Here is a 21,817-nt window from a genome sequence, read left to right as displayed (position 1 = left end):
GGCGCTCTTGGGCGCCCTTTTCCACAGAAGCGTCGACCTCACAGGAGATCGGCCTCCCCGCGGTGCAGGGCCTCGGCTTGCGGGGTGAAGCGCCCGTCAGGGCCGTTCAGGATCAGCGGCGGCAGAATGCTCATGGGAGCCCGGCTGCCTTTGATTCCGGAGACGAGGAAGCGGATCGCAGGCCGGTCGGCACTCGGATGCACGAAGCGAAGCTCCAGGCCGCCAAGCCATTTTTCCAGAATTTGAAGGCATTCGGCCACCCGGTCGGCCCGATGGATCAGGACGAGACGGCCCTTGGGCTTGAGAAGCCCCGCGCAGGCTTTGAGCCAATCCTCCAGTCCGCCCGCCGGCAGAGCATGGGCAGCCGCCCGACGTCGGTCGGGAGAGATCCGGGCCTGCCCCTCGTCCAGGAACGGTGGATTGGTGAGGACGAGATCCGCGCTTTCCGGGTTCAGCCCCGCAGCCTGGCGTGAGGCCTTGTCCAGCACGTCCGCGGCGACCGCCTCGCCCAGGACGCCGTTGTCCCGGCAGTTCCGGCGGCACAGCTCGGCGAGATGAGGATCCCGCTCCACGAAGAGAAAGCGTGCGCCCTTCTCCCGGGCTGCCGCCATGAGCCCGACGGCCCCCGTCGCCGCGCCCACATCCAGCACGACGTCGGCGGGCTTCACCGGCGCCGACGCTGCGAGCAGCACCGCATCGGTGCCCGCCCGATGCCCCTTCTCCGGCTGGACGAGGTGGACACGCCCGCCCAGGAGCAGATCCTCGGTGATCTCACCCATCCCGCTCTCATCCATGCCGCAGCTCGGCCTCGAGACCGGCCTCGGCGATCAGGCGGCGTGCCTGCGCCAGATGATCGTCAGGCACGAGAATCCGGCGCGGAAAGGCGCCGATCATGCCCTCCAGAGCGCTCATATGCATGTCGGCGACCAGAACGGGGATCTTGGCGTTTTCCAGGAGAGATTGTAGGAAGCCGATCAGAACGAGATCGTTGGTGCGGACGATTTCGACCATCGGCCTGAGATCCTTCCCTTGCGGTAAGCGTTTGCATTGCAGCATGGAAAGTGCCATGCCACGGTGACTGATATTCCTACCGGCCAAGCCGGCCGGCAACCCGGGTAGTGAGACGTGGGCGTCGTCGTTCCGTTCGAAGACAAGCATCCCGAGAAGAATGCGAGCATCGAGAAGCTCGTGTCCCTTGTGGCGTCCGATATGGAACGGGTCAATGCGATGATCCTGTCGCGCACGGGTTCCGAGGTCACGATGATCCCGGAGGTGGCGAACCATCTCATTTCCTCAGGCGGCAAGCGTCTTAGGCCCATGCTGACGCTGGCGACCGCCGGCCTGTCCGGCTACCAGGGCGACGGGAATGTGAAGCTCGCGGCCTCCGTCGAGTTCATGCACACCGCCACCCTCCTCCACGACGATGTGGTCGACGAGAGCGATATGCGCCGCGGCAAGATCGCCGCCCGAATCAAATGGGGCAACGAGGCGAGCGTGCTCGTCGGCGACTTCCTGCTCGGCCAAGCCTTTCGCATGATGGTGGAAGTTGGCTCGCTCCGCGCCCTGGACATCCTCTCCGCCGCTGCGACCGTGATCGCCGAGGGCGAGGTGATGCAGCTCGCCGCCGCCAAGAATACGGAGACCACCGAGGACGAGTACCTCGCCGTGATCCGCGGCAAGACGGCGGAACTCTTTGCCGCCGCCTGCGAGGTCGGGCCCGTCATCGCCGGGCGCCCGAAGGCCGAGCAGGCCGCCTGCCGCTCCTACGGGATGAATCTCGGCATCGCCTTCCAGCTCGTGGACGACGCCCTCGATTACGGCGGCAAGGCCGCGACCCTCGGCAAGAACGTGGGCGACGATTTCCGCGAGGGGAAGATCACCCTCCCCGTGGTCCTCTCCTTCCGCCGCGGTACGGACGAGGAGCGCGCCTTCTGGAAGCGGGTGCTGGAACAGGGCGAGATTGAGGATGCGGATCTCGAACAGGCCATCGCCATCATGCGCCGTCACCGGGCGCTGGAGGACACGGTCGAGCGCGCGCGCCATTACGGCGCCATGGCCCGCGATGCGCTCGCCCTCTTCCCCTCGAGCCCGATGAAACAGGCCCTTCTCGACGCGGTCGATTTCTGCATCGCCCGCGCCTACTGAGAACGCGCTCTTTGCTCCGACGAACCTGCCTCCGACGAACTTGCCTCAGACGAAGAGGAAGTCCTTGTAGGTGATGTCGCCACCGACCTTCTTGTCGTAGGTGACGGTGGCGACCTCCAGAGCCTTCTGCTTCGTGCCCGAACCGTCGGCATCAAAGAACAGCTTGTAGGTCTTGGCATTGACCTTCCTGGCGATGAAGAAGTCGTCCCGGTCCTTGGCCTGATCGACGGCAAACCAGCCTTTCTTGATGACGATAGCGTGATCGAGCGAGGCGTCCTTGCCCTTCAGGTACTTGGCGATGGTCGCGTTGCCGAAGGCCGCATCGTCGAAGTAGAACGCGTCGTATTTGAACTGGGCGTCCTTCACCGTGTCGGCGTGCCCCCTGGCGTTGCTCTTGGTCACCTTGAAGTCGAACAGGAACACGTCCCTGTTCGCATCCGCCTTGCTCCACTTGCCGCCCGTGAGCGTGTCCTTGCCGGCCCCGCCCACGAGGATGTCGTTGCCGCCATCGCCCTTGAGCGTGTCATTGCCCACCCCGCCGAACAGCCGGTCGCCGCCTGCTCCGCCGGAAAGCGGGTCGTTACCGGCCCAGCCGAAGAGCTGGTCGTCACCAAGCCCGCCGACGAGCAGGTTGGCACCGCTGTTGCCAGCGAGTGTGTTGGCGAGCTCGTTGCCGGTACCGGCAAGGGCGCCCGTGCCGGTCAGCACGAGGTTCTCGACATTTGCGCCCAGCGCATGACTGATGCCGGACATCACCTGGTCGGTGCCGCCGGAGGCGGTTTCCATCACCGTGTCGCCGCTTGCGTCGACGGAATAGACGTCATCGCCGTCTCCGCCCGTCATTGCGTCGGCCCCGTCACCGCCCGAGAGGACGTCGTTGCCTGCGCCGCCCCAGAGCACGTCGTTGCCGGCAGCACCGTTCAGCGTATCGTTGTGATAGCCGCCGTCGAGTTTGTCGGCGCCGGTTGTGCCATTCCAGACGAGGCCGGTCACATGGGCCGGTCCCGAATAATGGGCGGTTACCACGGCATTGGCGGGCTTGTGCTGCGTGGTGTAGTCCGTCCACTTGACGTCCCGTCCACCTTCTGCGACCGGAGCCATCGGATTTTCGAAGGAGTAATAGCTCCAGAGGAACGACCCGGCGAGCCATTGTCCGCCGTAGTTCTCCATCACCTTGAAGAGGGCCGTGTAGCAGTCGACCTGTTCCTGAGGGTCGTATGTTCCGTCACCGCCGAAAACACCCGGGTCCTTGTTCGCCCCGTCCATGCTCTTGTAGCCGACCTCGGTGAAGATCACCTTCTTGCCGTACTTCTCCGAGAGCATCTTATAATAATCGACGACGGATTTTCCCCCATGCAGGGTATCACGGATCCAAGGGTTGAAATGCGGCTTGACCCAGGCATCCACGATCTGATCGACGGTCGGATTATTGCTTAGTGAAGACGGAATATAGGCGTCGACGCCGATGTAATCGACCTTGTCCCAGAAGCCGACCTTCTGCACCGTGTCATAGGTTGCCGCATAGGTGACCTTGCCGGAATAGACGGCGCGCACGGCATCGATGATCTCAATCCATTTCTGGGTATAGGTCTTGCCGTCGCTGCAGACCTTGGTCGGATCGATCATGCTGTTCATCTCGGTGCCGACGCAGATCATCTCCGCGCCGCCCGCTTGTGCCGCCTTGGCGTATTCGACCATCATGGCCTTGTAGCTGTCGAACCAGGCCTTAGGGTCGGTCGGTGCGAGCTCGGCGCGCCAGACGCGATTGTTCGTTTCCAGATGGGGCTTGACCACGACCTTGAGGCCGCGTGCCTTGGCCTCGAGAATGGATTGCCTGACCTGCTCGAAGGTGTCGCTCTCGTTGTCCCATGGATTGGTTGGATCGCCGAGCCTCAGTCCCGTCGAGCTGCTGAATTTGTCCGTTTGAAAGAAGTTAGGAATGATCGTGACCGTATTGGCGCCGGTGGCCACGATCTGATTCATGGCTTTCAGGCCGTTGGGATCGAGGATTTGTCCGCCCCAATAGGAAGGCTGCGTAATACTTTCCCACTCGAATATCTGACCGGAATCACTCATAGCTGGCCCCTGCTCTCATTGGCTGACAATTTGCCCAAATGATATCAGCCGAATCGTTTATTATTTTATAACATATCACATCTCGCCCGCCCTTCGGCTAACCGGTCTAGGTCGCTTAGTCGACCTGAGCAGAATCACGATGGCACTCCGTCCAGCAGCGTGAGTGCATCGCCCTGGCATCCCGCGCATAACAGACTTGTTCTTTTTACAGAACAATTCGGTTGACATAAAAGTCAGCCGGTATAGAAGGATTCTTGTCTTGAGGCGGTTCCCACTACCTCGAACCGCGGTGATTTGAGACGAGCAGCTTGCCCCGCGTGATCAAAGGCTAAAGCGCCACGAGCGGCCTCCGCCTCGTGGTTCACGAGGATTGATCGGCTATGACGCGCCTGACTTCCATGACGGCATCCATGCCCGTCCTTCAGCCCCTGCAGGCTGAACGGTGTTGTCGCCTCACAGCCTGATCTTTCCCATCTCCCCGAACCACCTGTCCGGCTTCGAGTTGAAGCCCGGATACACTTCGCCCGAAAGGTAATCCCATGTCCGTTTTCACCCGCCGCACCCTCCTGTCCGCGACCTTCGCGCTCAGCGCTGCTCTGGCCGCCGCATTGCCGGCAGCCGCCCAGCAGAAGAGCATCAAGGTCGGCGTCATGTCAGGCGCCGAGGAAGAGGTGGCGCAGATCGTCCAGAAGGTTGCGGCCACCAAGGGCCTGAATGTCGAGCTCGTGCCCTTCTCCGATTACGCCCTCGTCAACGAGGCCCTGGAGCGCAAGGACCTCGATGCCAACGCCTTCCAGCACAAGCCCTATCTCGAGGCACAGATCGCCGCTCGCGGCTACAAGATCGTCCCCGTGGGCTTCACCTTCGTCCAACCCATCGGCCTATACTCCACCAAGGTGAAGGCCGTCGCCGCCCTGCCGAAGGGTGCCAAGATCGGCATTCCGAACGATCCGAGCAACGGCGGCCGCGCGCTCAACCTGCTCGCCGCTGAAGGAGTGATCAAGATCAAGGAGGGCCAGGGTCTGTCGCCGAGCCTGCTCGACATCGCCGAGAACCCGAAAGGCGTTCAGTTCTCCGAGCTCGACGCGGCGCAGTTGCCCCGCGCCCTGCCCGATCTCGACGCAGCCGTGATCAACACCGACCATGCGCTCAATGCCGGCCTCGACATCCGCAAGGACACGATCGCGGTGGAGAAGCGCGAAGGCAATCCCTATGCCAACTTCGTCGCCGCTCGTCAGGGCGACAATCGTCCGGAGATCAAGACCTTCGTGGAATCCTATCAGTCCCCCGAGGTCGCGAAGTTCCTGGAAGAACGTTTCAAGGGCGCCATCATTCCGGCGTGGTAAGCGGCTTCTAAGAGAAAACTGATAAACTCCGCACGTCATGGCCGGGCTTGTCCCGGCCATCTCAGTTTTCTGATGCTGACCGCTTTTCGAATCGGGATCGCCGGCACAAGGCCGGTGATGACGAGGGCGAGTTGGATTTACCGAAGGCTCGTCGCCTTGACCCACCAATCCGGCCGTGCGCGCCTGACGGCCTTCGCCGCCGCGGCAGCTGCCTCGCAATCGTCGTAGAGGCCGAACACAGTCGCGCCCGACCCCGACATGCGAGCCAGTCGGCAGCCTCTCGTCTGCCGGAGCAGGCCAAGCGCTTCGCCGATCAGCGGCTGAATGTGCAGCGCCGGCGGTTCGAGATCGTTGCGCGCAGCGCTCAATGTATCGATCAGCGCGCTTCGCTCGATGCTTGGATGCTCCGCTCCCGCCAGAGCCTGGCCGAGCCGTAACCCGAGCGCCTTGAACACCGCCGGCGTCTCGACCGGCACGCGCGGGTTGACCAGCACGGCGAACAGGCGCGGCAAGTTCAGCGGAGCTCCGAGCTCCTCGCCCGCTCCCCGCATCATGCGGGCCCTCGGTTCCAGGCACACGGGCACATCCGCCCCCGTGAGGCGGGCCGCCTCTCGCAACCCGGCGTGAGACAGCGGCAGGCCGTTGAGACGGGCCAGAAGCCGCAAGGCCGCCGCGGCATCCGAGGATCCGCCCCCGATCCCGGCAGCCACCGGCAGGCGCTTCGTCAGATGGAAGGTGCCGAGTTGCAAGCCTTCCACACGATCTGCCAGAAGCCGCGCGGCCTTCAGGACGAGATTGTCGGCATCGCTTCCGGCGAGAATGGCCGTCGGACCGCGGGCCCGAAGCGCCAGCCTCGGCCCCGGCTCGAGCCGCAGATCGTCGCCCGTGCCGGCGAACGCCACCAGACTCTCCAGCTCATGATAGCCGTCCGCCCGGCGCCCGAACACGTGGAGCGTCAGGTTGATCTTCGCGGGAGCGCGGGTGGCGAGCGGCGGAGGCATGGCGCTTCCATGCCCGAGAGCGGAGCGGATGGGAAGAGCGACTCGCCATAGTCGCCCCTCTCAGACCTCATCCCGAGAATCCGGCTCCTAAGGGTCTGCCCCCTCCTCCCGTCATCACCGGCCTTGTGCCGGTGATCCCGATTCGAAGAGCGGTCAGCATCAGAAAACTGAAATGGCCGGGACAAGCCCGGCCATGACGTGGAGAAGCGAAATTCGGGTTTGCCTTACCCGCCGTTGTGCTTCGGCAATTCCGGCTGCGGCGGAGGCGCATTTTCGGCGGCAGCCGGCTTCGGCTCCTCGTCCAGACCGTTGTCGATCTTCTTGAGGATCTTCACGAGTTCCTCGTGCTCCGGATCCGAGTTCTTGGCGTGGTCCCACTGGAACTTGGCTTCGAGCTTGCGGCCGACCTTCCAATAGGCATCGCCCAGATGGTCGTTGATGGTCGGATCGCCCGGCTTCAGCTCGACGGCCTTTTCCACTTCGCGCGCGGCGTCGTCGTAGCGGCCCATGCGGAAATAAGCCCAGCCGAGCGAGTCGATGATCATGCCGTCGCGGGGGGCGAGCTCCACGGCCTTCGTGAGCATCTTGAAGGCTTCGTCGATGTTCATGTTCTGGTCGACCCAGGAATAGGCGAGGTAGTTCATCACCTGCGCCCGGCCGGCCGGAAGCCCCTCGGGAACGAGCTCAAGGGCCTTCTTCAGATCGGCCTCCGCCTTGTCCCACTGCTTCGCGCGCTCGTAGGACGTGCCGCGATAGAAGTAGAGGATCCAGTGGCCGCGCTCCGGCTGGCCGATCAGCTTGATGGCCTTATCGTAGGTTTCGGCAGCCTCGGCGAATTTCTTGCGCGAGCGCTGCACGTTGCCCAGCGCCATGACGACCTCCACGTCGTCCGGGCGCTCCTTCATGAGCGTCTCGAGATGGGAGATGGCGTCGTCACCCCGGCCCATCAGCTCGTAATTGTGGCCGATGGAAATATCGGCACTCGGCCGCACGGGCGAGTCCTTCGGGATCCGCTCGAAGATCGCGTTGGCCTTGTCGTACTGCTTCAGGCGCTCGTAGACGTCGCCCAGCGTGACGAGGGCGAGCGGATGATCGCCCTTCAGGTCGAGGCCGAGCCGCAAGTAGATGATGGCGGTGAGTTCGTCGCCCTGCGTGTTGCCGACGACGCCGAGGCCGTAGAGCAGCTCCGCCGCGCCGTCCTGCGCACTGGTGACGAGCGGCATGAGCGGCTTGTCTTCCTCAAGCGCCTTCATGGCAGCGCGAACGATCGGATGACGCGGCGCCGCCTCGTCGAAGGCCTTGTAGATCTTCAGGGCTTCGTCCTTGCGGCCCCGCTTGGCCAGGAAGCGGCCGTAGGCATCGACCACCTGCAGGGTGTTGCGCTCGCCCTCATAGGCCGCCTTGAAGCGCTTCTCGGCCTCGGCCGGGTTGCCCACCACATCCGCGATGAGGGCGGCGTGGTATTCGCGGAACTGGTCGAAGGCGCGCTCGTTCTTGAGCTTGTCGATCGTGGCGAGCGCCTGCTTGCCGTCCTTGGAACCGGCATAGGTCCAGGCGGTGAGAAGCGTTGCCGTCAGATCCGCCTGACGTCCGCGGGTGCCCTTCGAAAGGCGGGTGCGGGCATCGGCATATTTCTGGCCCTTCAGGGAGCGGACCGCGAGAGCGAACTGCGCCAGGTTGTTCGACGGATCCTGCACGGAGAGGCGCTCGGCCGCGCGAACGGCCTCGGTCATGGAGCCGTTGGCCAGGAAAGCCACGAAGGCCCGCTCCAGTAGCTCCTGGTTGCGGGAATCCTCCTGGATCGCCTCGCGGAAGAAGATGGTCGCAGCCTCGGTATCCCGCGCGGATCCGGCCACATAGGCCGACAGGAAGTTGCCCTCGAGGCTCTGGGCAGGCCGCAGAACCTCGTCCTCGGCCGTATTGGCGGCCACGGCCGGGGCGGTCAGGAGGCCGGCAGCCAAAAACATCAATGCAGGCAGGCCCTTATAGGCCAAAGGCAGTTTCAAAATGGGCACGAAGCGCGGCTCCAATCATCGCAGCATCTCTTGACGGTTGAGATGTGCGCCAAATCAGGCCGGAGAATGGCGGTTCCCACCTGTGCCCGCAAGGGGAAGATTGCCGCTGGCAACGTAAAAGCCGCGTGAGGAGCCGAATACACCGCTACGTCATCACCGGCCTAGTGCCGGTGATCTCGATGGCGGAGCACAACGCTCTTCAAATCGGGATGGCCGGGACAAGCCCGGCCATGACGTGAAGGTCTCACCCTGTCAGCCGCTCACCTCTCGGGGAAGGGGAAGTACGAGCGCCCTCACATGTTCACGTAGTTCGGCCCGCCGCCGCCCTCGGGGGTGACCCAGTTGATGTTCTGGTTCGGGTCCTTGATGTCACAGGTCTTGCAGTGGACGCAGTTCTGGGCGTTGATCTGGTAGCGCACGCCCCCTCGCCTTCCACCCATTCGTAGACGCCCGCCGGGCAATAGCGCTGCGAGGGTCCGCCGAAGACATCGTGCTCGGAGGCCTTCTGCAGGGCCGGATCCTTCACCTTGAGATGGACCGGCTGGTCCTCCTCGTGATTGGTGTTGGACAAAAACACCGAGGACAGCTTGTCGAAGGTGAGCACCCCGTCCGGCTTGTCGTACTTGATCGGCGTCACGGACGAGAGCGGCAGCAGGCTCTCGTGATCGGGCTTGCCGTGCTTCATAGTGCCGAAGGGCGACCAGCCGAAGATCTCGGTGAGCCACATGTCGAGGCCGCCCAGCGCCACGCCGGCCGCCGTGCCGTATCTCGACCAGAGCGGCTTCACATTGCGCACGCGCTTGAGGTCGTAGCCGATGGGCGAGGAGCGCCAGGCGTCCTCGTAGGACGAGACCTCGTCATTGGTCCGGCCCGCCTGCAGGGCCGCGAAGACGTGATCGGCGCAGAGCATGCCCGACAGGATGGCGTTGTGGCTGCCCTTGATGCGCGGCACGTTCACGAAGCCGGCCGAGTCGCCGACAAGGCAGCCGCCGGGGAAGGACAGGCGCGGCACCGATTGCCAGCCGCCCTCCATGATCGCCCGCGCCCCGTAGCCGATGCGCTTTGCGCCCTCGAACACGTCGCGCACCATCGGGTGCGTCTTGAAGCGCTGGAACTCGTCGAAGGGCGAGAGGGTCGGGTTCTTGTAGTTGAGATGCACCACGAAGCCGACGGACACGAGATTGTCGTCGAAGTGATAGAGCCAGGAGCCGCCGCCGGCATTGTTCGGCAGCGGCCAGCCCATGGAATGGCGCACGAGGCCCGGCTGGAACTTCTCGGGCTTGACCTGCCAGAGCTCCTTGATGCCGATGCCGTATTTCTGGTGATCGCGGCCCTCGTTGAGGCCGAAGCGCTCGACCATCTGCTTGGTGAGCGAGCCGCGCGCGCCCTCACCGAAGATCGTGTACTTGGCGCGCAGCTCCATGCCGCGCGTGAAGTTGGCGTTGGGCTCGCCGTTGCGGCTGATGCCCATGTCGCCGGTCGCCACACCCACCACCTTGCCGTCCTCGATCAGCACCTCGGCCGCCGGGAAGCCGGGATAGATCTCGACGCCGAGTTCCTCCGCCTTGCGGCCGAGATAGCGGGCGACATTGCCAAGCGAGCCGACGAAATTGCCGTGGTTGTTCATGAGCTTGGGCATGAACACGTTGGGCATGCGGATGCCGCCGGCATGGCCCAGATACATGAATTCGTCGGCCGTGACTTCCGTCTTGAGGGGCCGATCCGGATCGCTGCGCCAGTCCGGCAGGAGGGCATCGAGGCCGATCGGGTCGATGACCGCGCCGGACAGGATGTGGGCGCCGACCTCGGAGCCCTTCTCGACCACGACCACGGAGATGTCCGTCCCCGCCTCCGCCGCCTGCTGCTTGAGCCGGATGGCGGTGGCAAGGCCTGCAGGACCCGCGCCCACGACGACGACGTCGAACTCCATCGATTCACGAGCGGGCAGATCGGACATGGCTTCCTCCTGGTACGCGGCTTCAACGCTTGAGCGGGCATATGGTTTACATATGAACGATATGCCCGAATTCTCAAGTCATTCTAACTAAGGCACCTTCCTAGCTTCATCGATGCACGGCTGAAAGTTCTCTTTCCGCATAACCTTATGCGGAAATCCGATGATCGCCGTCTGTTTCGAGGGACGTGGCTCAGCTCAATCCAGCAGAGCGACCACCGCAGTGGGAAAGAACATCCCGAGTTGTTCGACGACGCCAGGAGGTCTACAAAAGAGCATGCGGGATTATCCATCCAGCCCTCCGGCGTTCTACACGCTTTTCGAGACATCCATCGGCCTCTGCGGGCTGGCTTGGAACGAGCGCGGCGTCGTGGGCTTTCAGCTCCCCGAGGACGACGCATCCGACACACGCGGCCGCATCGCCAAGCGCTTTCCCGGGATCTTCGAGGCCCCGCCACCACCGGACGTTCAAGGCATCATTGCCGATGTGACGGCTCTGCTGCGAGGCGAAGCACGCGATCTGTCCACCGTACTGTTGGACATGGAAGGCGTATCGGACTTCGACCGTCGGGTGTATGAGATCGCCCGCAGCATTCCGCCGGGCCGCGTGCTGACCTACGGTGAGATTGCATCCCGGCTCGGCATCAACAACGCCCGGGCGATCGGCCAGGCTCTCGGGCGCAATCCGTTCGCCGTCATCGTGCCCTGCCACCGGGTTGTCGCGGCGAGCGGCAAGCTCGGCGGCTTCTCGGCCAACGGCGGTGCCACGACCAAGCGTCGCCTCCTTGCCATCGAAGACGCCAGACGCGACGAGAGCCCGACACTCTTCGACCTGATATCGTGAGGGATCGGCGAAGATGCTCCGCCCCTCTTACGTCATGGCCGGGCTTGTCCCGGTCATCCCGATCGGAGAGGTGCGGCGCTTCACAGCATCGGGATCACCAGCACAAGGCCGGTGAGGACGTGGCAGGGAATGTTCGGCCCCACTCTCTGGACAAGGTCGGCGTTTTAGCCCGAAGTCAGACAGCAAGATCCATCGGTTCCTTTGCAGGCCTGAGTTGTCCACAACCCTCGGGATGCTTACATAGTCCCTATGCAGGATCTCCCTTCCGACCGCGATGCTCTCCAGGCGCTCCTCGACTTCCATGTCGAGGCGGGGGCTGATCTTGCGCTCGACGAGACCCCGCACAATCGCTTTGCCGAACCGAAGGCCGAACGCGCTACGGCCAGGGCCCCGGCTCCCGCTTCCGCGTCCACGGCATCCCCCACCCCGTCAGCTCCTTCTCCCCGCGCGTTGCCGAAAGCGGCTGCGGGCGCCCCGGAAGAGGTGGCGAGCATGGCTCGCGAGCAGGCGCGCCATGCGCAGTCCCTGGAGGAGCTCGAGGCCATTCTGGCCGGCTTCGACGGCTGCGCCCTGAAATTCTCTGCCAAGAACCTGGCCTTCGCGGACGGCAATCCGGAAGGTCGCGTCATGCTGGTCGGCGAAGCGCCCGGTGCGGACGAGGACCGGATCGGCAAGCCCTTCATGGGCCGCTCCGGCCAGCTGCTCGACCGGATGCTCGCGACCATCGGGCTCGACCGCACGCAGGTCTACGTCGCCAACATCGTGCCCTGGCGCCCGCCCGGCAACCGCACGCCGACCCCGCAGGAAGTGGCGATCTGCAAGCCGTTCATCACGCGACAGATCGAGCTGGCGAGCCCGGAATTCGTGCTCTGCCTCGGCGGTCCCGCGGCCCAGAATCTGCTCGGTATCAAGGACGGGATTCTGCGCACCCGCGGTCGCTGGTTCACCTACAAGACCGAGGACGGGCGGGAGATCAGGGCACTGCCGACCCTGCACCCGGCCTATCTCCTGCGCCAGCCCCTGCAGAAGCGGCTCGGCTGGCGGGATTTCCAGGCCCTGCGGCGGGCTCTGGACGGCCGGGAGTAAAGAGGCTCTCGCAGTCAGGTTCGGAACCGGTCTATATGCTTACGCCTTAAGCTTCTGCGGTAAGGTATGCCGCTGCCTGAAGGTGGATCATGCGCTGGGAAGACTTTCGAAGCTCGTCCAATGTGGAAGACCGTCGCGGCATGGGTCTGCCCGGAGGTGCGGGTGGGCTCGGCATCGGAACCATCGTGATCCTCGGCCTCGTCGGCTGGGTGCTCGGCATCGACCCGCGCATCCTGATCGGCGGCGCCGAGATGATGACGGGCGGCGGCTCCGGCTACCAGCAGCAACAGCAGGGCCGCCAGGGCGCGCCGCAGGATGAAGCCGGACGCTTCGCCGCCGCCATTCTCGGCAACACGGAAGACGTGTGGAACACGGTGCTGCCCCAGCAGGCCAACAGGCAATACCAGGCTCCGAAGCTCGTGCTCTTCTCGGATGCCACCCGGTCCGGCTGCGGTGGTGCGCAATCGGCCATGGGGCCGTTCTACTGCCCGCTCGACCAGACCGTTTACATCGACTTGTCGTTCTTCGAGGAGATGCAGCGCCGCTTCCGCGCCGGCGGCGATTTCGCCAATGCTTATGTGCTGGCCCACGAGGTCGGCCACCACGTCGAAAACCAGCTCGGTATCCTGCCCCGCGTTCAGGAGCGGCAGCAGCAGGTCGGGCGTGCGGAAGCCAACCAGCTTTCCGTGCGCGTCGAGCTGATGGCGGATTGCCTCGCCGGCGTCTGGGCACACCATTCCAACCAGCGCTGGCAATCGCTCGAGCAGGGCGACATCGAGGAGGCCATCCGCGCCGCCGAGGCCATCGGCGACGACCGGCTTCAAAAGCAGAGCCAGGGCCGCGTGGTGCCCGACAGCTTCACCCACGGCTCCTCCGAGCAGCGCATGCGCTGGCTCACCACGGGCCTGAAAACGGGACAGGTCCAGGCTTGCGATACGTTCCGGGCGAGCAAGCTTTAAAACGAACTGTCTGAAGTCATTCCGGGGCTGCAGAGCAGAATCCGAAATCGTTCACAAATTCTCTTCGTCATGGCCGGGCTTGTCCCGGCCATCTCTATTGGAAAAGCGCGGAGTCTTTTCCATCGGGATCACCGGCACAAGGCGGATGATGACGTGGAGGGATCAGTTCCGGCAGAGTGTCAGCAGAGGCTCGGGATGAATGCTTGTGGAAGTGCAGGCTTTCCTGCGTTACATGGAAAACTCGCATTCGAGAGTCCCTCCATGCCCGGCATCGATGACGCCCTTCCCTTTATTCCGCTCACCATCGCCGTGCTGACGGTCTCCGACACGCGCTCTCTGGAGGATGACAAGTCGGGCTCGACTCTGGCCGAGCGTCTCACCAAGGCAGGCCACCGGCTCGCGGACCGGGCCATCGTGCCGGACGACATCGAGACGATCCGCGGGAAGGTGCAGGGCTGGATTTCTGATCCCACCGTCGACGTGGTCATCACCACCGGCGGAACGGGCTTTACCGGCCGCGACGTGACGCCGGAGGCGATCGAGCCTTTGTTCGACAAGCGGATGGAGGGCTTTTCCGCCATCTTCCATCGAATTTCCTACGACAAGATCGGCACGTCGACGATCCAGTCGCGGGCGACGGCTGGCGTGGCCGGCACGACGTTCATCTTCGTGCTGCCGGGCTCGCCCGGCGCCTGCAAGGATGCCTGGGACGGCATTCTGTCAAACCAGCTCGATTACCGGCACCGGCCGTGCAATTTTGTCGAGATCATGCCGCGCCTCGACGAGCACCTGAAGCGGGGCAAGCTGAAGGGGTGAACGGGTTCAGCCGAAAACCGGATCGCGCTCGATGGTGGCGGAGAGCCGCACGGGCATGTGGGCCCTCACCTCGTTCATCAACACGCGGCGATGGACCAGATCCCCTCCCCGTATCGATGAGCGCGCGAACAGGTTGAGGAATGCATTGACCACACCCGCCCGCTGTCGCCGCATCCGTGCCAGTCCGCGTTCGGGCTTGGACAGAGCCACGAACCGGTCGAGCACCCGGATCCAGCCTTCCTGCGGAATATCGCCGTCGTCGAGGCACAAGAGCCAGTCGCGCCGCGCGACCTTCGCTCCTTCCGTCCAGGAATCCCCTTGCGCAACCACCAGGGTCGCACCGGCGGCGTCGGCCACTTTCGCAAGGATTTCATCCTGCCTGTCGGACAGGATGACGGCATCGCCGATCAGCCCGGCGGCAACAGCCGGAACGAGGGCGCTCAGGGTGGCGGCGAGGGCCTCGGGCCCATGGGTGACGCGAACGAGAACGGTAATCATCTGAATACTATAGCTCCTTCGCGCCATGCCGTCGCTAGGACATACTTGCCGATGCCCTCTTGATTTTGTTCCTGTTTTGTTCTTAAGCTCGAGGCCTTCACGATAGATCTCGCTCGAGGCCGCCATGAGTGTTCGCGTTAAAGATCCCGCCCGCGATCCCTTCCGCAGCCGGCCTGCGAAGCGCACCCCGCTGGAAGCGGCGGAGGCCGCGCGGCGGCGCATGGACGACACGGCGTACCGCGTCGAGGTGGACCGCCGCCGGGGCCGGGGCGCGTCCGCGAACCCGTCCGGACGCTACGAGCCGGCGCAGCGCGAAGGATTCGACGACGGTTGGGAGATCGAGGAGGAGCTGCCCTCCCTGCCGACCGAAGTGATCGTCGAGAAGCCGCGCACGATCATCACCAAGAACGATTCGCCGGACATCCTCTTCGAGAAATCGATCAACCCCTATCGCGGCTGCGAGCACGGCTGCGCCTATTGCTTCGCCAGGCCCACCCATGCCTTCCAGGGGCTGTCTTCGGGGCTCGATTTCGAAACCAAGATCTTCGCGAAGCCCAATGCGGCGGAATTGCTGGAAAAGGAGCTACGGGCCTCGAACTATCAGCCGACGACGATCGCGCTCGGCTCCAACACCGATCCCTACCAGCCGGTTGAGCGGCGCTTCCGCATCACCCGGTCCGTCCTCGAAGTGCTGAACCGGATGAACCATCCCGTCGGCATCGTGACGAAATCGGCCCTCGTCACCCGCGACATCGACATCCTGAGCCAGATGGCCGAACGGCAGCTCGCCAAGGTCGCGATCTCGGTCACGACCCTGGACCCGAAGCTCGCCCGGCGCATGGAGCCCCGCGCGGCCGCTCCGGCCAAGCGCCTGGAGACGATCAGAAAGCTGACGGAGGCCGGCATTCCGGTGTCGGTTCTGGTTGCTCCCATCATTCCGGCGATCAACGACCACGAGATCGAAGCGATCCTGAAGGCCTGTGCCGCGGCCGGTGCGCAGGAGGCGGGCTATGTGCTCCTGCGCCTGCCGCACGATCTCAAGGACCTGATGCGCGATTGGCTCGCCGAGCATTACCCGGACAAGCTCAAGCACGTCTTCACGCTGCTGCAGGAGGCACGCGGCGGCAAGGACTACGATGCCGAGTGGAGCACCCGACAATCCGGCGTCGGTCCCTATGCCTGGATGCTCGGCCGTAGGTTCGAGACCGCCGCCGAACGGCTCGGGCTGAACAAGCGGAACCTGCGCCTGCGCAAGGACCTGTTCACCGTGCCGCCGAAAGAGGCGGGGCAGCTGAGTTTGTTTTGATCGCTTGCCCTGAGCGGCATCCCGGACGGAGCGCGGCACCTGATGCAGACAACGAGTCATCTCTGCACGTCATCACAGGCCTTGTGCCGGTGATCCCGATGGATTGAAGCACTGCGCTTCACCGTATCGAGATGGCCGGGACAGGCCCGGCTATGACGGGGAGGTCTCACCCGGTATCGCTCTGGTCACGCGACGGCCGATCAGTATATTGCCCTTCTCCTTATAAGCCTAAACGCCGGAGTGCACCGTGGAGCGCCACACAGGGTCATGCCATTGCGGCACCGTCCGTTTCTGCATCGACGCGGAGATCGGCGAGCTGACGACCTGTGACTGCTCGCTCTGCGTGAAGAAGAACGCCCTGATGACGAAGGTCCACGAGAGCGCCCTGACCATCCTGGCAGGCGAGGAAGCCCTGTCGCTCTATCAGTGGAACACGAAACGAGCGAAGCACTACTTCTGTTCGCGCTGCGGCATCTACACCTTTCACCGCAAGCGATCGGCGCCCGACCATTACGGTGTGAACATCTTCTGCCTCGATGGCTTCGATCCTTCGACTATCCCGACCCGAGCGACGGAGGGAGTAGGCATGTCGATCGTCGACCCGGTGGCCCGCGCTGAATGGCCCGGTCCCCGAGAAGAAGCAGATCGCCTATAAGCCTGCGAGCCATGACCGTCCTGATTCGCCCTCCTCAATCCGGCCTCGGCCTCGACCGGGAGCTTTCCGCCCGCGCGCAGGGTTTCACCTGCATCGCCGGCCTCGATGAGGTCGGGCGTGGGCCGCTGGCAGGACCGGTGGTGTCGGCAGCGGTCGTGCTCGATCTCGACAACGTGCCTGAGGGCCTGGCCGATTCGAAGGCTTTGACGGCGGCCAAGCGCGAGGCGCTGTTTCCGGAAATCCTCGCGACGTCCCATGTCGGCATCGCCTCGGTGTCGCATCAGGAGATCGACACCATCAATATCCGGCAGGCCTCCCTGCTCGCCATGTGCCGGGCGCTCGCCGCGCTTCCCTGCAAGCCCGACATGGCCTTCGTCGACGGCAACGATCCGCCCGACCTGCCCTGCTCGACGGAAGCTGTCATCAAGGGTGATTCGCGAATCGCCTCGATCGCAGCGGCATCTATCGTGGCGAAAGTGGTCCGCGACCGCATGATGACGAGGCTCGGACAAGCTTATCCTGCCTATGGTTTCGCCAGCAACGCGGGCTACAGCACGAAGGCGCATCTCACGGTGATCGCGAGCGAGGGTCCCTGCCCGTTCCATCGCCTGAGTTTTTCACCCCTGCGCCAAGGGTTACTGGACCTGTAACCGAACTTAACGCCCGTTAACCCGAAAAGATCAATGTTTTCAAGAAGTCGGCAAGTTTTGCCGACCCAAAATAAGACGCGCTTTTTTCCACTTGGAAACTTCATCTTTACCCTAACGGACCATGATCCGGAGTGTCAGTTGCGTAACCGGTGATCACCCATGGGTACCTCGCGTACCGGGGCTGCCGGCGCCGCCTCCCGGATCCATGTCTCGCGTACCGGGCGGTCTGCGCCGGCACCTCGGACGGGGCGTAAACCGCCCCTCTCCGTCCTGCCGAAATCTCTTCCTCTCAACGAGATCCTCCTCGGCGACTGCATCGCCAATCTCGAGAAGCTTCCGCCTGAGAGCGTGGACGTGATCTTTGCGGATCCGCCTTACAATCTCCAGCTCGAACAGGCGCTGACGCGCCCCGACCAGAGCCTCGTCGACGCGGTCGACGACGACTGGGACAAGTTCGCGAGCTTTGCCGATTACGACGCGTTCACCCGCGCCTGGCTCTCCGCCGTGCGCCGCGTGATGAAGAAGAACGCGACGCTCTGGGTCATCGGCTCCTATCACAACATCTTCCGGGTGGGCGCGGCCCTGCAGGATCTGGATTTCTGGATCCTGAACGACATCGTCTGGCGCAAGGCCAACCCGATGCCGAACTTCAAGGGCCGCCGCTTCACCAATGCGCACGAGACCATGATCTGGGCCTCGAAGAGCGCGGATTCGAAGGGCTACACCTTCCATTACGATGCGCTGAAAGCCGGCAACGAAGACGTGCAGATGCGCTCCGACTGGTTCATCCCCCTCTGCACAGGCGACGAGCGCCTGAAGGATGCTCAGGGCCGCAAGGTCCACCCGACGCAGAAGCCCGAGGCACTGCTCGCACGCATCCTGCTCTCATCGACCAATCCCGGCGACGTGGTGCTCGATCCCTTCTTCGGCTCCGGTACGACGGGCGCGGTCGCCAAGATGCTCGGGCGCAACTTCATCGGCCTCGAGCGCGATTCGACCTATGCCAAGGCGGCACGGGCGCGAATCGATGCGGTCGAGCCTCTCTCCGACGTGTCGATCGCGGCTGCGCCGGAAAAGCGCACGGAAGTGCGCGTGCCCTTCCTGTCGCTCATCGAGAGCGGTCATGTGAAGGCGGGCGAGACGCTGGTGGACGAACGCCGTCGTCACAAGGCGGTGGTCCGCGCCGACGGCACCCTGGCGCTCGGCGCCATCGTCGGCTCGATCCACAAGATCGGCGCGCTCACGCAAGGGTTCCCCTCCTGCAACGGCTGGACCTTCTGGAACGTGGAGCGACAGGGCAAGCTCGTCTCCATCGACGAGTTCCGTGCGAAGGTGCGCGCTGAAATGGCCGCTTGACCTTTAGCGGGATTTGGATTTTCCGAGAGGGCCAGCCCAAAGCTGGCCCTTTTCCTTTAGCGCACTACCCTATCGTCACAGAGGCGTCATCCAAGGCCGCTAGCGCGGGGAAAGCCTTACCGAAAGCGAGGAACCGCCCCGTGTCCTTCAAGCGCATCCTTCTCCCTATGGTCGTCGCCCTTATGCCGTCCTTCGCGCAGGCTCAAGGGCTCTCGGGCAATCTCGTCCTCTATACGAGCCAGCCCAACACCGACGCGCAGCAGACCATCGACGCCTTCAAGGCCAGGCATCCGGGCGTCAACGTCACTTTCGTACGCGACGGCACCCCGAAGATCCTCGCCAAGCTGAGCGCCGAGTTCGAGGCCGGGCAGCCCCAGGCCGACGTGCTGCTGATCGCCGACAGCGTCACCATGGAGGGCCTGAAGAAGGAGGACCGCCTTCTGGCCCATGAGACGGCCGATGTCTCGGCATATCCGGCAGGCACGCACGATGCCCAAAAATTCTGGTTCGCCACCAAGCTGATCACCACGGGCATCGCCTACAACACCAAGGCGAGCTTCAAGCCGACCTCATGGCAGGATCTCACCAGGCCGGAGGTCAAGGGCCAGCTCGTCATGCCGAGCCCCCTCACCTCGGGCGCGGCCCTCATCCATGCCGCGACCCTGACGGGCAGCATGAACGACGGCTGGAAGTATTACGAAGCGCTCAAGGAGAACAACGCCGTCGCCGGCGGCGGCAACGGCGACGTGCTGAAGCAGGTGGCCGGCGGCCAGAAGCTCTACGGCGTGATCGTCGACTACATGCCGATCCGCGAGAAGGCCAAGGGCGCGCCGGTCGAGTTCGTGTTCCCGAAGGAAGGCGTCTCGGCCGTGTCCGAACCCGTCGCCATTCTCAAGAGCACGAAGAACCCGGACGCCGCCCGCGCCTTCGTCGATTTCCTGCTCTCGAAGGACGGCCAGGATCTGGCATTGAAGCAGGGCTATATCGCAGCCCATCCCGCCGTCGCGCTGCCGGCCGGCTATCCTTTGCGCGATCAGATCAAGGTCATGAGCTTCGACGCGGCTAAAGCGCTCGCGGATGAAACCAAGAACAAGGCGGCCTTCGCCGAGATTTTCGGGCAGTGAGACATCGCGCTCAGACCAAGTCGTTCCTGGAGCGGGGAGGTTTCGGCCTTCTCGCTCTTGTCGCTTTGATCGTCTTCGCCTTCGACGTCCTGCCCGCCGCAAGATTGTTGCTGGCCGCGCTCTTTCCCGGCGGCGTCTTCAATCCCGATGCCATGCTCTCGGCGCTCTCCAGCCGCTCGGCCATGAACGCGGCCCGCGCGACGCTGGAAACGGCGCTGCTATCGACGCTTCTGGCGTTGCCGCTCGGCACTGCCATGGCGCTTGTCCTCGGCGTCACCGATATCCGCAGGCGCCGCATCGCGTCGTTCCTCTTCGTCCTGTCGGTGATGATTTCGCCCCAGGTGATCGCCCTCGCCTTTCTGCATCTGGCAGGCCCGGCCTCGCCCATCCTGAACGCGCTCGGCCTCGCGCCTGAAGCAGGCAGCGCCAATCCGATGCTCGGACGCGGCGGCATCATTCTGGTGCTCGGCCTGCACCATGCGCCGCTCGTCTATGTGGTGATGAGCGCCGGCCTGAAGCGCATCCCGCTGGCCGTCGTCGAAGCGGCCCGCATCGACGGCGCGCGGCCCTTGGGCATCCTCGTCGATCACCTGATGCCGCTGCTGCGCCCGCATCTCGTGAGCGCGGCCCTGCTCGCTTTCGTGGCCGGCATCGGCAATTTCGGCATTCCGGCGCTGCTCGGCGCGCCAGTGAATTACCTGACGCTTCCTGTGCTCATCTATCGCCGGCTGTCGAGTTTCGGCACCGATATGATCGGCGATGTGTCGGCCCTCGGCCTTCTGGTCGCAGCCATCGCGATCGTCTGCGTTGCGGCAAGCCAGTTTCTCACGCGGAAGCATGGCGTGCATCTGGAGGACGACACGCCCCTGAAACCGTTCTGGCCTCTCGGCCACGCGCGCATCGCTGTCGAAATCTTCGTTACGGTCGTCCTGGCCGTGACCCTCGTCCTGCCGATCCTGTCGCTGCTGGCGGCCGCTCTCGTTCCGTCCTACGGCATGCCTCTCTCGCTCGCGACGGTCACCCTCGACAATTTCATCGAAGTGCTGGCACGCCAGGACGTCACGATCCGCGCCTTCACGAACTCGCTCATCTATGCCGGCGGTGCGGCGTGCGTGCTGGCATTGCTCGTCGTGCCCGTTGCCTACGGATTGATCCGGCTGGTGGGACGCTCGAGAATTCTCGCGGTGTCCCTCCTCGAGATCTCCTATGTGCTGCCGGGCATCGTGCTCGCCATCGCGTGCATTCTGCTCTTCCTGAAGCCGATGCCGCTCGTGGGCTTCTCGCTCTATGCGACACCGTGGATCATCGTGTTCGCCTATCTCGCCCGTTTCCTCTCGGTGGCGCTGAAGCCCGTGCTGGCGGGCATGGTGCAGATCGATGTTGCACAGGAGGAAGCCGCAGCCATCGACGGCGCCCGCCTGATGCAGCGGCTCTTCGGCATCGTGCTTCCCTCCCTGCTCCCCGCCGCGGTCGCCGGCGGATTGATGGCGTTCCTGCTCGCCTTCAGCGAGCTCACCGTCTCGGCCCTGCTCTGGTCGGCCGGAACGGAAACCATCGGCGTGGTGCTCTACAATCTCGAAGAGGCCGGGCTCGCAAGCCAAGCCTCCGCCGTCGCCATCGTCATCATCGGCGTCGTGACAATCGCCATGCTCGTCCTCGACGCGCTGGGCAAGTATCTGCCGGCCGGGGCTCTGCCATGGCAATGCGAGATGGAAGGCGAAGAGCGCATGAACGCGAAGCCGCTCCATATTCCTGCTCGCGCTCCAGCGATCAAGCAGCTTGAACCAAAGCCGGCGTTGAGCTGATAAAATCACTTCCCTCGCCTGCGGCTTGCCGAGATTAATAATTGCTACGTCATGGCCGGGCTTGTCCCGGCCATCTCGATGCTGTGAAGCTCAGCGCTTCAAGCCATCGGGATCACCGGCACAGGGCGGGTGATGACGTGGGAGGATCGATCACGCGCCAACGCACGCACCCAACCTCTCC

18 protein-coding genes and 1 pseudogene are annotated in these 21,817 nt (G+C 64.0%); 12 read left to right on the top strand and 7 right to left on the bottom strand.

Annotated features, from left to right (window positions below):
• Positions 1-38 precede the first annotated feature (38 nt).
• Together ACD578_RS01845 and ACD578_RS01840 are read right to left on the bottom strand one after the other, a co-directional pair.
• Complete coding sequence (locus ACD578_RS01845) at positions 39-779, bottom strand: tRNA1(Val) (adenine(37)-N6)-methyltransferase (protein ID WP_404290350.1); 741 nt, start codon at positions 777-779, stop codon at positions 39-41.
• 7 nt (positions 780-786) lie between these two features.
• The gene (locus tag ACD578_RS01840) at positions 787-1,011 is read right to left on the bottom strand and encodes a DUF2007 domain-containing protein (RefSeq protein ID WP_404290348.1); all 225 of its coding nucleotides are present in this window, start codon (positions 1,009-1,011) and stop codon (positions 787-789) included.
• 114 nt (positions 1,012-1,125) lie between these two features.
• On the opposite strand from ACD578_RS01840, the gene ACD578_RS01835 reads away from it, so the two are divergent.
• Entirely contained in the window at positions 1,126-2,145 is a 1,020-nt protein-coding gene (locus ACD578_RS01835) for a polyprenyl synthetase family protein (protein WP_404290346.1), read from the top strand.
• Between the two features lie 45 nt (positions 2,146-2,190).
• Here ACD578_RS01835 and ACD578_RS01830 read toward each other — a convergent pair whose 3' ends face one another.
• Entirely contained in the window at positions 2,191-4,221 is a 2,031-nt protein-coding gene (locus ACD578_RS01830) for a glycoside hydrolase family 113 (protein WP_404290344.1), read from the bottom strand.
• A gap of 539 nt (positions 4,222-4,760) precedes the next feature.
• Here ACD578_RS01830 and ACD578_RS01825 point away from each other — a divergent pair.
• Positions 4,761-5,567 carry a MetQ/NlpA family ABC transporter substrate-binding protein gene (locus tag ACD578_RS01825; RefSeq protein WP_404290342.1) on the top strand — a complete coding sequence of 269 codons (807 nt, stop codon included), beginning with the start codon at positions 4,761-4,763 and terminating at the stop codon, positions 5,565-5,567.
• Positions 5,568-5,704: 137 nt separating this feature from the next.
• Here the strand turns inward: ACD578_RS01825 and ACD578_RS01820 are convergent, their stop codons facing one another.
• The 3 genes and pseudogenes from ACD578_RS01820 to ACD578_RS01810 form a co-directional block, all read right to left on the bottom strand.
• Entirely contained in the window at positions 5,705-6,568 is an 864-nt protein-coding gene (locus ACD578_RS01820; RefSeq protein WP_404290340.1) for a 4-(cytidine 5'-diphospho)-2-C-methyl-D-erythritol kinase, read from the bottom strand.
• 224 nt (positions 6,569-6,792) lie between these two features.
• Positions 6,793-8,583: a tetratricopeptide repeat protein gene (locus ACD578_RS01815; RefSeq protein WP_404290338.1), complete on the bottom strand. Its 1,791-nt coding sequence runs from the start codon at positions 8,581-8,583 to the stop codon at positions 6,793-6,795.
• A gap of 293 nt (positions 8,584-8,876) precedes the next feature.
• Positions 8,877-10,540 (bottom strand): annotated as a pseudogene (locus tag ACD578_RS01810) (electron transfer flavoprotein-ubiquinone oxidoreductase).
• Positions 10,541-10,814: 274 nt separating this feature from the next.
• Between ACD578_RS01810 and ACD578_RS01805 the strand changes: the two are divergent.
• The 4 genes from ACD578_RS01805 to moaB all read left to right on the top strand — a co-directional run bounded on the left by ACD578_RS01805 (position 10,815) and on the right by moaB (position 14,242).
• Positions 10,815-11,381: a methylated-DNA--[protein]-cysteine S-methyltransferase gene (locus ACD578_RS01805; protein WP_404290336.1), complete on the top strand. Its 567-nt coding sequence runs from the start codon at positions 10,815-10,817 to the stop codon at positions 11,379-11,381.
• 249 nt (positions 11,382-11,630) lie between these two features.
• Positions 11,631-12,467, top strand: coding sequence for a uracil-DNA glycosylase family protein (locus ACD578_RS01800; protein ID WP_404290334.1), 837 nt, complete (start codon positions 11,631-11,633; stop codon positions 12,465-12,467).
• Between the two features lie 89 nt (positions 12,468-12,556).
• On the top strand, positions 12,557-13,426 hold the full coding sequence (locus ACD578_RS01795) for a neutral zinc metallopeptidase (RefSeq protein ID WP_404290332.1): 870 nt from the start codon (positions 12,557-12,559) through the stop codon (positions 13,424-13,426).
• 261 nt (positions 13,427-13,687) lie between these two features.
• Positions 13,688-14,242: a molybdenum cofactor biosynthesis protein B gene (moaB, locus tag ACD578_RS01790; protein ID WP_404290330.1), complete on the top strand. Its 555-nt coding sequence runs from the start codon at positions 13,688-13,690 to the stop codon at positions 14,240-14,242.
• Positions 14,243-14,248: 6 nt separating this feature from the next.
• Here the strand turns inward: moaB and ACD578_RS01785 are convergent, their stop codons facing one another.
• The gene (locus tag ACD578_RS01785) at positions 14,249-14,740 is read right to left on the bottom strand and encodes a hypothetical protein (RefSeq protein ID WP_404290328.1); all 492 of its coding nucleotides are present in this window, start codon (positions 14,738-14,740) and stop codon (positions 14,249-14,251) included.
• Positions 14,741-14,960: 220 nt separating this feature from the next.
• On the opposite strand from ACD578_RS01785, the gene ACD578_RS01780 reads away from it, so the two are divergent.
• From ACD578_RS01780 to ACD578_RS01755, 6 genes are all read left to right on the top strand, one after another.
• A complete protein-coding gene (locus tag ACD578_RS01780) occupies positions 14,961-16,046 on the top strand; it encodes a PA0069 family radical SAM protein (RefSeq protein WP_404293647.1) in 1,086 nt (361 codons plus the stop codon).
• A 247-nt stretch (positions 16,047-16,293) separates the two neighbouring features.
• Positions 16,294-16,701 (top strand): GFA family protein, encoded by a 408-nt coding sequence (locus ACD578_RS01775; RefSeq protein ID WP_404290326.1) that lies wholly within the window; start codon positions 16,294-16,296, stop codon positions 16,699-16,701.
• A gap of 11 nt (positions 16,702-16,712) precedes the next feature.
• Positions 16,713-17,351, top strand: coding sequence for a ribonuclease HII (locus ACD578_RS01770; RefSeq protein ID WP_404290324.1), 639 nt, complete (start codon positions 16,713-16,715; stop codon positions 17,349-17,351).
• A 159-nt stretch (positions 17,352-17,510) separates the two neighbouring features.
• The gene (locus tag ACD578_RS01765; protein ID WP_404290322.1) at positions 17,511-18,707 is read left to right on the top strand and encodes a site-specific DNA-methyltransferase; all 1,197 of its coding nucleotides are present in this window, start codon (positions 17,511-17,513) and stop codon (positions 18,705-18,707) included.
• Positions 18,708-18,874: 167 nt separating this feature from the next.
• Positions 18,875-19,831, top strand: a complete 957-nt coding sequence (locus ACD578_RS01760; RefSeq protein ID WP_404293644.1) for an ABC transporter substrate-binding protein — start codon at positions 18,875-18,877, stop codon at positions 19,829-19,831.
• Entirely contained in the window at positions 19,828-21,636 is a 1,809-nt protein-coding gene (locus ACD578_RS01755) for an ABC transporter permease (protein ID WP_404290320.1), read from the top strand. The genes ACD578_RS01760 and ACD578_RS01755 overlap by 4 nt, the downstream gene beginning before the upstream one ends.
• Positions 21,637-21,817: the final 181 nt, after the last annotated feature.

It is taken from the genome of Microvirga sp. RSM25 (assembly GCF_044784385.1).
In the GTDB taxonomy this organism is placed as follows: Bacteria; Pseudomonadota; Alphaproteobacteria; order Rhizobiales; family Beijerinckiaceae; genus Microvirga; species Microvirga tunisiensis.
The sequence above is the reverse complement of the archived record's forward strand: the minus strand, read 5'-3'. Positions and strand labels throughout refer to the sequence as shown.